The sequence below is a fragment of the Methylotenera versatilis 79 genome (genome assembly GCF_000384375.1).
In the GTDB taxonomy this organism is placed as follows: Bacteria; Pseudomonadota; Gammaproteobacteria; order Burkholderiales; family Methylophilaceae; genus Methylotenera_A; species Methylotenera_A versatilis_B.
In genome coordinates this window covers 1,953,073-1,966,657 of sequence record NZ_ARVX01000001.1, presented here as the reverse complement: position 1 = coordinate 1,966,657, position 13,585 = coordinate 1,953,073, and the positions used below count along the sequence as shown (strand labels likewise).

Here is a 13,585-nt window from a genome sequence, read left to right as displayed (position 1 = left end):
CATGAATAAAAGTATCTTCAAAAAAGCATTATCTAATCCGCTGGCGATGGTTGGTTTCATTATCATAGTCAGCGTATTTATTCTCGCCATGCTAGCACCGATCATTTCGCCTTTTGATCCAAACGATATTAACGTAAAAGCCATTCTTTTAGCCCCATCTTGGCAGCACTGGATGGGTACAGATGGCCTTGGACGCGACGTATTAGCCCGCATGCTGCATGGTGGTCGTATTTCATTATTAGTCGGCTTAGTGGCTGTGGGCATCGCCACCGCAATTGGTATCGTTCTTGGCGCTATTGCTGGATATTACCGCGGCTGGATTGATACCTTGATCATGCGATTAGTAGACGTCATGCTATCCATTCCCAGTTTCTTTTTGATCTTGGCTGTTATCGCTTTTTTAACCCCATCCATTTGGAATATTATGATTGTAATTGGGTTAACTTCGTGGATGGGCGTAACTCGCTTAGTACGCGCTGAATTTTTAAGTTTAAGTGGCCGTGAGTTTGTTTTAGCATCACGCACACTTGGCGCAAAAGATGCACGACTCATCTTTACGCACTTATTGCCTAACAGCCTTACGCCCATCATCGTCAGTGCCGTATTAGGCGTAGCAGGTGCGGTATTAATGGAATCTGGACTCAGCTTTTTAGGCCTTGGCGTACAAGCCCCGCAAGCGTCTTGGGGCAACATCTTAACCGATGGCAAGGAATATATTCAGTTTGCATGGTGGCTATCGCTATTCCCTGGCCTTGCCATTTTAATTACCGTGTTAGGGTATAATTTGCTGGGTGAAGGCTTGCGCGATGCGCTTGACCCAAGATCGAACAATAAATAGTAGCAACTAATTAATAGCGACTAAAATGATAAACATAGAGAAATATGCCATTTAAATAGCCTCTCTCAAATAATCATTTAACTAAAATCATCAATCAAAAAGTATTATCAATTAACAGGATTCGTTATGGGATTTTTAGCAGGAAAAAAAGTATTAATTGCGGGTTTATTAAGTAACCGCTCTATTGCTTACGGCATCGCCGCGGCGATGAAGCGTGAAGGCGCGGAACTGGCTTTCACCTATCAAATGGAAAAGCATGCAGACCGTGTGGCAGGCTTAGCCGCGGATTTTGACTCTAAAATTGTATTACCCTGTGATGTAGCAGAAGACGAGCAAATCGACGCCCTATTCCCAGCGCTCAATAAACATTGGGATGGCGTAGATAGCGTTGTTCATTCGCTCGCCTTCGTACCAAAAGTAGCGTTAGATGGTGATTACTTAGATGCAGTGAATCGCGAATATTTCCGTATCGCACACGACATTAGTTCATACAGTTTTTCAGCGCTGGCAAAAGCGGCGTATCCAATGATGGAAGGCCGTAATGGTAGTTTGTTAACGTTAAGTTATTTAGGTGCAGAACGCACCATGCCAAATTACAACGTAATGGGTGTTGCCAAAGCCAGTTTAGAGGCTAACGTGCGTTACTTAGCGCAAAGCTTAGGTCCGCGTGGAATTCGCGTTAATGCAGTTTCTGCAGGCCCAATCAAAACATTGGCAGCCTCTGGTATTGCAGATTTTGATAAAATGATTGGCTTTAATGAACGCCATGCTGCCTTGCGCCGTAACGTTACCATTGAAGAAGTCGGTAATACTGCGGCATTTTTATGTAGTGATTTAGCATCTGGCATTACTGGTGAAATTACGTATGTGGATGGTGGCATGAACATTACTGCGGCTGGGCAAATCGATTAGTTAATTTTCATTTAGCCGCAATAAAAAAGCCGATGTGTGAACATCGGCTTTTTTTGTTATAAATATTGATACTTAACTCACTATTTATAACAGTAATTTAAATTATTGCTGCGTATTTGTTTCTAATAGTTTGCGGTTAACAACGACTTTACTTTTCGCTTTCAACGATTTCGAGTAAGCACTCAGATATTCAGCTGCAACAGCAACCTTATACTCATCCTCCGCACCTTTTTTTGCATCTGCTTTCAATGTGTTGTCGATACGACTTACCTGCACGATAGTAAAAGATTTATTACCATCTGCATAACCTGCAAAAGCCGGCAATTTGCTTGTATCGATTTTAAACGCTTGATTCATCACTGGCTCTGTCAAACCCTGTGCGTCTTTGCGATCAATCGTCACTGTTGGAATCCACTCCAAATCATCCACTTTGTTACCAGCTTTCAATTTAGCCAAATCAGCCAAACCTTTTTCAGTGGCTAATTTTGTCGCTTGCTCTAGTTTAAGTAAGGCTTCAATTCCGCTTTTTACATCATCGAAACTACGTGGCGCTGCAGGTTTATACTCTAGCACACGCGCAGAAACCAAATTATTCGGCGATACTTCCACTGCTTCAGAATTACGTTTTTCTTTCAAAACCTCATCAGAAAAAACTGAATTGATTAACTTTTCATTTTTGAAGAATTTAGCGCCATCTTCACGATTTAACCAACCAGTTGGTTGAATCTGTAAGCCAAATTTTTCTGCCGCAGGCTTTAAACTACCTGATTGCTCATACACCGTATTACTAAAATCATCTGCAAGTTCGGCATATTTAGCTTGGGCTTTTTGAAATAATAGCTCGCCCTTAATTTGTGGAGTCATACTTTCAAATGAAGAGGATTGACCCGTCACACCAGTCAATTTAATAATATGGTAACCAAATTCAGATTCAACTAAATCACTGATTTGGTCTACTTTCATATTAAAAACCGCATCTTCAAATGGCTTAACCATCGCACCACGTCCAAAACTGCCTAAATCGCCGCCTTTTGTAGCGGAACCAGGATCTTGCGAGTTTTTCAAAGCCAGTTCTTCAAAACGTTTAGGATCTTTTCTAAGCTGCGCCAAAATTTCCGCTGCCTTATCTTTAGCGGCAGCTTTTTCTGCTGCAGTTGCCGCAACACCAAAACCAATCAAAATATGGCTGGCTTGACGTTGCTCATCACCCTGAAACTTAGCTACGTTTTCTTCATAAAACTGTTTCACTTCAGCATCGGTTACTTGCATTTGCGAAACTAACCCAGCCGCAGAAAGCAAAGCAAACTCTAACTTAACCTGTTCTGGCACCTTAAATTTATCTTTATGCTGCTCATAATAAGCTTTGACTTGCTCTGGCGTTACTTTAGTTTGGGCTATAAATTGTGCTGTTTTAATTTCTGCCACACTTACATCACGTTGTTGATGCGCAAATTTCAATGCTTGATCCGTCACACCATTTGGCACAGAAACTAACAGAGCTAAACCATCGCGCGCTTGCTGGCTTAACAACTCATTGCGTCTATCATTCTCAAACTTGCTTACTGTTAACTTATTCTGTGCGAGTGTTTTTTGATAAATATCTTCAGAAAATTTACCGTTTTCTTGAAATTCGGGCATATCCAATATATAAGTACTTAACTGCTCATCGCTAATTTTAAAATTAGCATGCCGAATCTCCGCATTCACTAAACGACGCGTAATCAAACCATCCAGCACAGATTGTTTTAATTCAGCACTTTCTAGCATGGAAGGATCAATTTTTTGATTTTGAGATTGCAAGCGATTGCGCACATTATCAATGGCATTGCCATATTCTTGAACTGAGATTTTGTCACCATTAACTTTAGCGATAGCGATATTACTGCCCGCATCATTAAAATACGAATCAATACCAAATAAAGCGAATGGAATAGTAATTAAAGCCAAAATAGCTTTAGCCAACCAACCTTGCGTGTGATTACGAATTGCATCTAACATATCTTAACTTTCTAAATTTTTAGTGCTTTGAAATGACAAATTAATAACTAGAACAGCCTAAGATTATATAACAGTTGTGTGCAGACACGGCTATTTTGAACCGCAATGAAGAACATCAATTAATCGTAAAAAAGCTAATTAGCCTCTCACTAGTTTACTGAGCAATATGTCTGCATTTTAATAGTGGCTTAAATACTGATTTACGGAGTTTTATAGATAAAATTAATTTAGAAAATAAAAAAGCGAGCTAAAAGCTCGCTTTTTTATATGTTGGCGGAGTGGACGGGACTCGAACCCGCGACCCCCGGCGTGACAGGCCGGTATTCTAACCAACTGAACTACCACTCCAGTTTTCTTACTGCTTAATTTGCATTATTTAAATCTTAATACAAAAACTTAAACCTCTCAAAATTAAAGAGCGCTAAGAATCTAGCACTCTTAATTAATATTGAGGCGATATATGTTAGTTATTGGTGGGTGCTAACGGGGTCGAACCGCTGACATTCGCCTTGTAAGGGCGACGCTCTACCAACTGAGCTAAGCACCCTGTGCCACTTTAACAATTTAAAACTTTTAATCTAATGCGTTACCGCACCAATTAATTACCGAAGTAAATCTAACTAAAAGCCTTAAAACTAACTTTATTTAGTGGTTAATTGCTTAATCACTAAAAGAACGCTAGTTTACAGCATCTTTAAGCGCTTTACCAGCCCTAAACTTAGGAGAATTTGCAGCACTGATTTTAATTGTCGCGCCAGTGCGAGGATTACGACCATTACGCGCTTCACGTTTGCCTACGTAAAATGAACCGAAACCAATTAATGTTACTAAATCACCTTTTTTCAGTGCCGTAGTAATAGCAGCTGTAGTTGCATCCAAAGCACGACCTGCTGCAGCTTTTGAAATGCCAGCTGATTTTGCAATGTCGTCAATCAATTCTGATTTATTCACGAGTAATCCCCTCAAATGTTATTAACATAAATAACAGGCGTATCCTGTTATGACTTTATATCAAGCTACAAAAGCCTGTGTCAAGGCTTTGGGCGCTATTTTGCGATATAAACACTAAATTAGTACAAATAAACTATATAGAACTTAAAATCTAATGTGTCACTGCCACATTAAGGTCTGTTGCCGCATCAGTTACTGCCGCAGGCACTTCTTCTGTTTTCTCTATAGTGGACTGCGGTATGCGTTCTAAAGCCAACTCTAATACTTGATCAATCCATTTAACAGGATGAATGACCAATTGATTCTTGATGTTTTCAGGAATTTCAACTAAGTCTTTCACATTGGATTCCGGTATTAAAACCGTTTTTATGCCACCACGATGTGCGGCTAACAGCTTTTCTTTTAAACCACCAATTGCAAGCACTTCGCCACGCAAGGTAATTTCACCGGTCATTGCAACGTCTGCACGTGCTGGTATACCTGTTAAAACCGAAACCAAAGCTGTCGCTAAACCAATACCTGCACTTGGCCCATCTTTGGGAGTTGCACCTTCTGGCAAGTGAATATGAATATCTTTTTTCTCATAAAAATCTTCACTAATACCTAAGCGTGCCGCGCGACTACGGACAACACTCAAAGCGGCTTGAACAGATTCTTGCATCACATCACCCAGCTTACCGGTTGTTATAGTTTTGCCTTTACCAGGCAGCAATACTGCCTCAATTGTCAGTAACTCACCACCAACAGATGTCCATGCCAAGCCAGTTACTTGTCCCACTTGATTTTCTTTAGCGGCGATACCGTAATCGTAGCGATATACACCAAGATATTTCTCTAAGTTTTTCGGTGTGATACTAATTTTTTTAACCGCAGCAATGGCAATTTCTTTATCTGCAACATCTGTAGCACGGCGTACTTTTTTCGCGCGTGTTTGATTCAGCAGCAACTCTTTCACCACTTTACGGCAAATTTTAGCAATCTCTTGTTCCAGTCGGCGAACACCCGCTTCACGCGTGTAATAACGTACGATATCGCGAATAACCGATTCCGAAATATTAATTTCCGTTGCTTTAAGGCCGTGTGTTTTAAGCTCTTTTGGCAATAAATATTTCATCGCAATATTGATTTTTTCATCTTCGGTATAGCCCGCAAGACGAATAATTTCCATCCGGTCTAACAGCGGAGCAGGAATGTTCATTGTATTAGCCGTTGCCACAAACATCACGTCAGATAAATCATATTCAACTTCAATATAATGGTCTGCAAACGTGTGATTTTGTTCAGGATCAAGTACTTCCAACAAAGCAGATGATGGATCACCACGCATGTCTTGACCCATCTTATCGACTTCATCGAGTAAAAATAGTGGGTTTTTAACGCCTACTTTACTCATACTTTGTAGTACTTTACCTGGCATAGAGCCAATGTAAGTACGACGATGACCGCGAATCTCAGCCTCATCACGCACACCGCCCAAAGCCATGCGCACAAATTTGCGATTTACCGCTTTTGCAATACTTTGTCCTAATGAGGTTTTACCAACGCCAGGTGGGCCAACTAAGCACAATATTGGCGCTTTTAATTTACCCACGCGTTGCTGTACAGCCAAATACTCGACAATACGCTCTTTCACTTTTTCAAGACCGTAGTGATCGGCATCCAATATCGCCTCTGCAGTCGCTAAATCTTTACTGATTTTGGTTTTTTTCTTCCAAGGCAAGTTAACTAATGTATCGATGTAATTACGTACAACGGAAGCTTCTGCAGACATCGGGGACATCAATTTTAACTTTTTAAGCTCTGCATTGACTTTTGCATGTGCTTCTTTAGTCATGCCAGATTCTTTAATGCGTTTTTCTAACTCTTCTAATTCGGCATTTTCATCTTGCTCGCCTAACTCTTTTTGAATAGCTTTTACTTGCTCATTCAAATAATACTCACGCTGACTTTTTTCCATTTGACGTTTTACACGGCCACGGATACGCTTTTCAACTTGTAGGATATCGATTTCAGATTCCATCAAGTGCAGTAAATGCTCAAGTCTTTCCATCACGCTTAACATCTCAAGGATTTTTTGTTTTTCTTCTAATTTGAGTGTTAAGTGTGCAGAAATCGTGTCGGCCAAACGTCCTGCTTCATTAATCGTCGCAAGCGAAGTTAGAATCTCAGGTGGGATTTTTTTGTTTAATTTAACGTATTGATCAAACTGGGTGAATACAGTGCGCATTAACGCTTCTGTTTCACTATCGTTTTCTATAGGATCAGCGATTTTTTCCGCTTTAGCTAAAAAGCACTCTTCGGTTTCAACAAACTCTGAAACGCGCACGCGGTGCAAGCCTTCAACCAATACTTTTACAGTGCCATCAGGCAACTTTAGCATTTGCAAAACGGTCGCTAATGTACCAATCTCATACAGATCTTCTGCATCTGGCTCATCTTTATTAGCTGATTTTTGTGCGACTAATAATATTTGTTTATTACCATCTGAAGCGATTTCTAAGGCTTTAACTGATTTTGCACGGCCGACAAAAAGTGGAATCACTAGATGTGGATACACAACGACATCGCGCAAAGGCAACAATGGCATCATTTCGTGCAAGGTTTCTGTGGATGGTAAATTTTCTGGCAAAGTTTGTTCTGTCATAAAATACTTTCAAGGTAAATAGGCGCTGTGCTAAATAGGCAAAGTCCTATGCTATTAAGTTGGGAACATACTTTGATAGTTCAAGTGCTAGCATCAAATAATATCGTTAATTTAAACTTCAATTAACGATATTATTGAATAATGACTATAAACGACTGAGGTTTAATTGCAACCAGATTTAATTGCAAAAGCACTGTTTAATTAGAATCATTTGATTAGAATAAAAAAACAATTGAGGATGATTAACTTGCAGATTCAGCTTTTTTTGGTGCGTCTACACTGGGTTTGTCTTGAAAAATCATCAAAGGTTGTGACTCGCCTTTGATCGTACCTTCATCAATTACCACTTTACTTAAGTTGTCGATAGACGGTAAATCGTACATTATTTCAAGTAATGAATGCTCTAAAATAGAACGCAAACCACGCGCGCCAGTTTTACGCTCTAAGGCTTTCTTAGCAATTAACAACAACGCAGATTCTCTAAATTCCAAATCAACGCCTTCCATTTTAAACAACTTGATATATTGTTTAGTCAGCGCATTTTTCGGCTCAACCAAAATGGTCATCAATGCTGCTTCATCCAAAGATTCCAATGTTGCAACTACTGGCAAACGGCCAATAAACTCTGGAATTAGACCAAATTTAATTAAGTCTTCTGGCTCAACATCACGCAATACAGCGCCGACTTCACGCAAATCATCTTTACTTTTAACTTCTGCGCCAAATCCAATGCCGCCTTTTTCAGAGCGTCTGCGGATAACTTTATCCAATCCATCAAATGCACCACCGCAAATAAACAAGATATTCGTGGTATCTAATTGTACAAATTCTTGATTAGGATGTTTACGTCCACCTTGTGGTGGAACAGAAGCAATCGTACCTTCAATCAGCTTTAACAGCGCTTGTTGAACGCCCTCACCTGATACATCGCGCGTAATGGACGGATTATCTGATTTGCGCGAAATCTTATCGACTTCGTCGATGTAAACGATACCGCGTTGCGCTTTTTCGACATCGTAATCACACTTTTGCAATAATTTCTGCATGATGTTTTCAACATCTTCACCCACATAACCAGCTTCAGTTAATGTAGTTGCATCTGCCATGACAAAAGGCACATCTAACATGCGCGCTAAAGATTGCGCTAATAATGTTTTGCCAGAACCTGTTGGACCAATCAGTAAAATGTTACTTTTTTGAATCTCTACATCATCTTGGCTGACATTTTTAGTACTGGTGTTTTGCGAAATATGATTATGGCCAAGACGTTTGTAATGGTTATAAACCGCGACTGATAGATTCTTTTTAGCCTGCGTTTGACCAATCACGTACTGATCTAAAATCGCACAAATTTCTTGCGGCGTTGGTAATGATTTATCCGTCGATTTAATATCGCTTAAACTTTGTACTTCTTCTTTGATGATGTCATTGCATAAATCGACGCATTCATCGCAAATAAACACAGACGGCCCAGCGATGAGTTTCTTAACCTCATGCTGACTTTTGCCGCAAAAAGAGCAATACAATAATTTTTCACTTTCGGCTTTATTCGCCATGCAACATCCTTAAACCAACAAACTTAAATACTGACCAAAAAACTTAACACTCTAAAGACTGCAAATTATGCAACGGCAGCACGTGCTTCGATTACTTTATCAATCATGCCATATTCAACAGATTGCTCTGCACTCATGAAGTTATCACGCTCCGTATCACGATCAATTTCTTTAGCCGTTTTACCTGTGTGATGCGCTAATATCGCGTTCAATTTACCACGTAAATATAAAATTTCTTTAGCGTGAATCTCAATATCTGTTGATTGACCTTGGAAACCGCCCGACGGTTGGTGAATCATCACGCGTGAGTTAGGCAAACTAAAACGTTTACCTTTTGCGCCAGCTGCCAACAAAAATGCGCCCATACTTGCCGCTTGACCAATACAAAGTGTGCTCACGTCTGGTTTAATGAATTGCATAGTGTCATAAATCGACATGCCTGCAGTCACTGAACCGCCTGGTGAGTTAATGTAAAGTGAAATGTCTTTATCTGGATTTTCAGCTTCCAAAAACAATAATTGAGCAACCACCAAATTAGCCGTCATATCATTGACAGGACCGACCAAAAAAATCACACGCTCTTTTAGCAGACGTGAATAAATGTCGTAGGAACGTTCACCACGGCCACTTTGCTCGACTACCATCGGAATCAAACCTAAACCTTGCGGTTCTAACCCATTGCTTATATTCACTTTAATATCACTCATATTAATTAATAACATTTACCAGTCAATTGGACTGCGATTACAGCATTAAATTTACTGACCAGCCATTAATTCATCAAATTTAATTTTTTTGGTCGTCACTTTTGCTTTATCTAACACCCAATTGACAACATTTTCTTCTGTCGCCAAAGCTGCTGGCTCGTCTAAGCGTTTTACATCGGCATAATACCAACTAACCAACTCAGTGGGTTTTTCGAAGCTTAGCGCAAAGGTATCTACCATTGCACGCACTTGATCAGCGCTGGCTTGTAAATTATTGGTATTAACCAACTCACTTAGAATCAAACGTAAAGCCGTGCTACGTTTAGCTTGCTCCTCAAACATCGTTGGCTCTAATTGAATCGCTTTAGGATCCATGCCGCGCTGTTGTAAATTCTGTGCAGTTTGTTGCATCATGCGATTAATTTCCGCATTCACCAATGCTTTTGGCGTTTCAATATTTGAATCTGCAACTAACGCTTGAAACACTTGTACTTTGGTGCGCGCTTTGATGCGTTTTTCAACTTCTTGCTCTAAGCTGGCTTTGATTTCAGACTGCATTTTTTTAACATCGCCATCATCAATGCCTAAACTTTTAGCAAAGTCTGCATCAATTTTTGGCAATACTGGTTGTGAAACACTGTTGTAAGTCACGTTGTAACTCACTGTTTTACCAGCTAATTGTGCAGGATTATGGCCTGCAGGATAAGTAATCTCAAATGCTTTATCGCTACCCGCTTTTCCGCCTGCTAAGTTTTCATCAAACTCTGCAATTCGGCCAACCTCGCCCAACACTAAATCAATACCTTTTTCGCCAGTGCTTTCTACTTGCTCACCATCAATACTTGCGGTCAAAATCACATTGATTTGATCACCTTTTTTTGCGGCGCGTTTAACAGGTTCGTAACTAACGCGTTGTTTAACCAAAACTTCCAATGTTTTTTCAACATCTGCTTCTGCTACTTCTAGCGCTGGTTTTTCGATTTTTAATTTGCTTAAGTCGTTTAACTTAACCTCTGGGAACACCTCAAAAGTTGCGGTGTATTCAAAATCAGTTGCTGCTTCTGCGAATGGCTTGTGTTCAATATTCGGAAAGCCTGCAACACGTAATTTATTTTCTTCAACCGCGTTGCCAAAACTTGTTTCTACCGCTTGCGAATACACTTCATCGCGTACTTGATCGCCATAATGCTGATTCACCAAACCAATTGGCGCTTTACCTGGCCTAAAGCCTGAAAATTTAGCTGTGCGCGAAATTTGAGTAAGGCGTTGTTTAATTTGGCCTTCAAGCGGTGCCAAAGGCACTTTAATCGTGATACGACGTTCTAAATTACTGATTGTTTCAAGCGATGCTGCCATATTGCAGTTCCTGTAGTAAGTGTTGCCTATAATTGATAGGCGACGATTTAATTGTTAACAGTTTGAAAGGTCGTAACTTGCACAACCTGTTTAATTTTTAATGCCTAGTTTAGTTTAATGCGAATTCGTTTTAATTTGAAAATAAGCCACTCGAATAATTCAAAATGGACTCATTCAAAACAACACTGAAATATATCACATCCTAGATTTGAAATAAACGCTTTAAAATTTAAGCGAACAGATTAAGCCGCTTGAATGCGTCAATAACTAAAGCTAAGTTAACGATACGATTGCTTCAATTTCCACCAAAACATTACGTGGCAATTTAGCGACTTGCACAGTTGACCTTGCAGGTGTGTGACCGCCAAAAGCTTCAGCGTAGACATTATTCATCGCAACAAAGTCGTCCAAATTTTTTAGAAAAACAGTTGTTTTCACTACTTTGGATAAATTTGCGCCAGCCGCTTCAATCACGGCTTTTAAGTTGGCTAGCACTTGCGTTGTTTGCACAGCAATATCGCCGTCATTTAATGTGCCATCTGCGCGCAAGGGGATTTGGCCTGAAGTGAACAATAAATCACCTACTACAATCGCTTGTGAATAAGGACCGATAGCAGCTGGCGCGTTGGGTGTTTGAATAATTTGCATATAAAAACCTTTTCAATAATGTTGCTAATTAATGTTTTTTAATATTATTTGATGTTAACTCTTGAATCTACAATAATTTGAATTAATCATTATCTGAATAACGAAATTGTACGCGTTTCACATTGCAAAACAATTCATAGGCAATCGTGTTTGCTGATTTAGCCACATCATTTGCAGCGACTTGGTCGCCCCATAATTCCACATCACTGCCAATTTCAGCATTTGGAATATCGGTTAAATCGACAAATAACATATCCATTGAGACGCGACCGATTAGCTGGGTAACTTTCCCATCAACCGCTACTGGCGCGCCGACTTTGTTTGCACTTGTTGCTAATCTTGGATAACCATCGGCATAACCGCAAGCGACAACGCCAACTTTTGTATCGCGCTGTGCGGTAAAAATACTGCCATAACCAATGGATTCACCTTTGCTAATTGTGCGTATTGAGATGATTTTAGAAGTTAACTGCATCACGGGCCGCAATATTTTTTGCTGCTTCAAATGTGTTAACTCCGTTTGATTTTGCACATTAGCCGTTAATGGATGCGCGCCGTACAGCATAATGCCTGGACGCGACCAATTTGCCTGCGCTTGCGGCCAACCTAAGATAGCAGCAGAATTTGCCAAACTGGTTTCGACAGAATGATTGTTTGCGTTGCTTAATAAATGAGAGGAAGCCAATTGATTAATCGTCTGCTGAAAAACCGCAACTTGTTGTTGTGTGTGCGGCGAAGCTAAATCGTCGGCATTAGCAAAATGGCTCATATGAACGATTTTTGCGATATTTTGATGGTTAACTAATCGCGCAAAAGCATTTACATATTCGGCAGGAGATAAGCCAACTCTATGCATGCCTGAATCCAACTTAAGCCAGACATGCAGTGGCTTCGATAGTTTGGCTGCTAATAATTGATTCAATTGCCATTTGGCATGCACCACAATCCACAAATCATTAGCGACAATTTCTGGCAGTTCTTGTGCTTCGAAAAAGCCCTCTAACAACAAAATTGGATTTTTAATAGCTGCTTGGCGCAACGTTAAAGCCTCTTCCAAACTGGCAACGGCAAAACCATCCGCTTCATTCTCAATCGCTTTTGCGCACTGCACCGCGCCGTGACCATAAGCATTGGCTTTAATCACCGCCAACGCAAAGCCAGCATGCGATTGTTTGGCGACACGGTAATTGTGCCTAAATGCATCTAATCGAATATGTGCGATTGCTGGACGAGACATGATGTGAATGTAGTTTTAGAGCTGTAGACTTAAGATTTGTTGAATAGTATTGTATTTTTACCGCGCAATACAACGATATTTGACGATATTAATCGTTAATCGCTATTCAAATAAAAATACAGCACTTTTGGAAATGTTACGGATTGAAACTGATGATATAACCATGTGTTTGATTTAATCAGGTTTGATTCAATTCCATGTTTGATTAAACCTGGTGCGAAAGGAGAGACTCGAACTCTCACGCCTTACGGCGCTGGAACCTAAATCCAGTGCGTCTACCAATTCCGCCACTCTCGCAGGTGATTCCGATTCACTGTTTAAGTATCCCTAAACAATGAAGATGCGTATTATATCTGAATATCAATCAATTTGATAAGAGAAAGTCGCTACTACAGCACAAATATTATTTTGTGATGAATTAAGTTGATTGACAAGCAAGCATGACCGATTGCAAGATAATAAGTGAATTTAAAAGAGAGAATGATTTATGCAAAACACACAACAATCTGCCGAAAATAACATGTTACGTTCGGAATTAGAATTACTGATGAAAGAACGTGAAACACTGTTAATTATCGCAGGTGCAGCCACTGGTTTGATTGCCGAATTAAATACGCAAGATTTGCCTATTCGCACAGTTGAAGCCGCAGATTTACTGGCAACAACTATCAATAAATTAGCTGAAGAAACGTTACAAGATGCGCTTGGTGCGGTGCATGCAACCATTGATGCTTAGGC

Annotated in this window: 11 protein-coding genes and 3 tRNA genes; 3 read left to right on the top strand and 11 right to left on the bottom strand. The window is 40.1% G+C overall.

Features of this window, described 5'->3' with window-relative positions:
* Position 1 precedes the first annotated feature (1 nt).
* Both METVE_RS0109520 and METVE_RS0109515 read left to right on the top strand, forming a co-directional pair.
* The gene (locus METVE_RS0109520) at positions 2–838 is read left to right on the top strand and encodes an ABC transporter permease (RefSeq protein ID WP_020168245.1); all 837 of its coding nucleotides are present in this window, start codon (positions 2–4) and stop codon (positions 836–838) included.
* Positions 839–964: 126 nt separating this feature from the next.
* A complete protein-coding gene (locus METVE_RS0109515; RefSeq protein ID WP_020168244.1) occupies positions 965–1,750 on the top strand; it encodes an enoyl-ACP reductase FabI in 786 nt (261 codons plus the stop codon).
* Positions 1,751–1,852: 102 nt separating this feature from the next.
* Here the strand turns inward: METVE_RS0109515 and METVE_RS0109510 are convergent, their stop codons facing one another.
* The 11 genes from METVE_RS0109510 to METVE_RS0109460 all read right to left on the bottom strand — a co-directional run bounded on the left by METVE_RS0109510 (position 1,853) and on the right by METVE_RS0109460 (position 13,144).
* Positions 1,853–3,748, bottom strand: a complete 1,896-nt coding sequence (locus tag METVE_RS0109510) for a SurA N-terminal domain-containing protein (RefSeq protein WP_020168243.1) — start codon at positions 3,746–3,748, stop codon at positions 1,853–1,855.
* Between the two features lie 271 nt (positions 3,749–4,019).
* Positions 4,020–4,096, bottom strand: a tRNA-Asp gene (locus tag METVE_RS0109505).
* 123 nt (positions 4,097–4,219) lie between these two features.
* Positions 4,220–4,295 (bottom strand) — tRNA-Val (locus METVE_RS0109500).
* Between the two features lie 131 nt (positions 4,296–4,426).
* Positions 4,427–4,699, bottom strand: a complete 273-nt coding sequence (locus tag METVE_RS0109495; RefSeq protein WP_020168242.1) for an HU family DNA-binding protein — start codon at positions 4,697–4,699, stop codon at positions 4,427–4,429.
* 151 nt (positions 4,700–4,850) lie between these two features.
* Positions 4,851–7,343 carry an endopeptidase La gene (gene lon / locus METVE_RS0109490; RefSeq protein WP_020168241.1) on the bottom strand — a complete coding sequence of 831 codons (2,493 nt, stop codon included), beginning with the start codon at positions 7,341–7,343 and terminating at the stop codon, positions 4,851–4,853.
* A gap of 242 nt (positions 7,344–7,585) precedes the next feature.
* Positions 7,586–8,899, bottom strand: a complete 1,314-nt coding sequence (gene clpX, locus METVE_RS0109485; RefSeq protein WP_020168240.1) for an ATP-dependent Clp protease ATP-binding subunit ClpX — start codon at positions 8,897–8,899, stop codon at positions 7,586–7,588.
* 65 nt (positions 8,900–8,964) lie between these two features.
* Positions 8,965–9,621, bottom strand: coding sequence for an ATP-dependent Clp endopeptidase proteolytic subunit ClpP (clpP, locus tag METVE_RS0109480; RefSeq protein WP_020168239.1), 657 nt, complete (start codon positions 9,619–9,621; stop codon positions 8,965–8,967).
* Between the two features lie 36 nt (positions 9,622–9,657).
* Complete coding sequence (gene tig, locus METVE_RS0109475) at positions 9,658–10,962, bottom strand: trigger factor (protein ID WP_020168238.1); 1,305 nt, start codon at positions 10,960–10,962, stop codon at positions 9,658–9,660.
* A 273-nt stretch (positions 10,963–11,235) separates the two neighbouring features.
* Positions 11,236–11,610, bottom strand: coding sequence for a RidA family protein (locus METVE_RS0109470; protein ID WP_020168237.1), 375 nt, complete (start codon positions 11,608–11,610; stop codon positions 11,236–11,238).
* Positions 11,611–11,692: 82 nt separating this feature from the next.
* A complete protein-coding gene (gene alr, locus METVE_RS0109465; RefSeq protein WP_020168236.1) occupies positions 11,693–12,847 on the bottom strand; it encodes an alanine racemase in 1,155 nt (384 codons plus the stop codon).
* Between the two features lie 212 nt (positions 12,848–13,059).
* Positions 13,060–13,144, bottom strand: a tRNA-Leu gene (locus tag METVE_RS0109460).
* A 190-nt stretch (positions 13,145–13,334) separates the two neighbouring features.
* Here METVE_RS0109460 and METVE_RS0109455 point away from each other — a divergent pair.
* On the top strand, positions 13,335–13,583 hold the full coding sequence (locus METVE_RS0109455; RefSeq protein ID WP_020168235.1) for a hypothetical protein: 249 nt from the start codon (positions 13,335–13,337) through the stop codon (positions 13,581–13,583).
* The last annotated feature ends 2 nt before the right edge of the window (positions 13,584–13,585 follow it).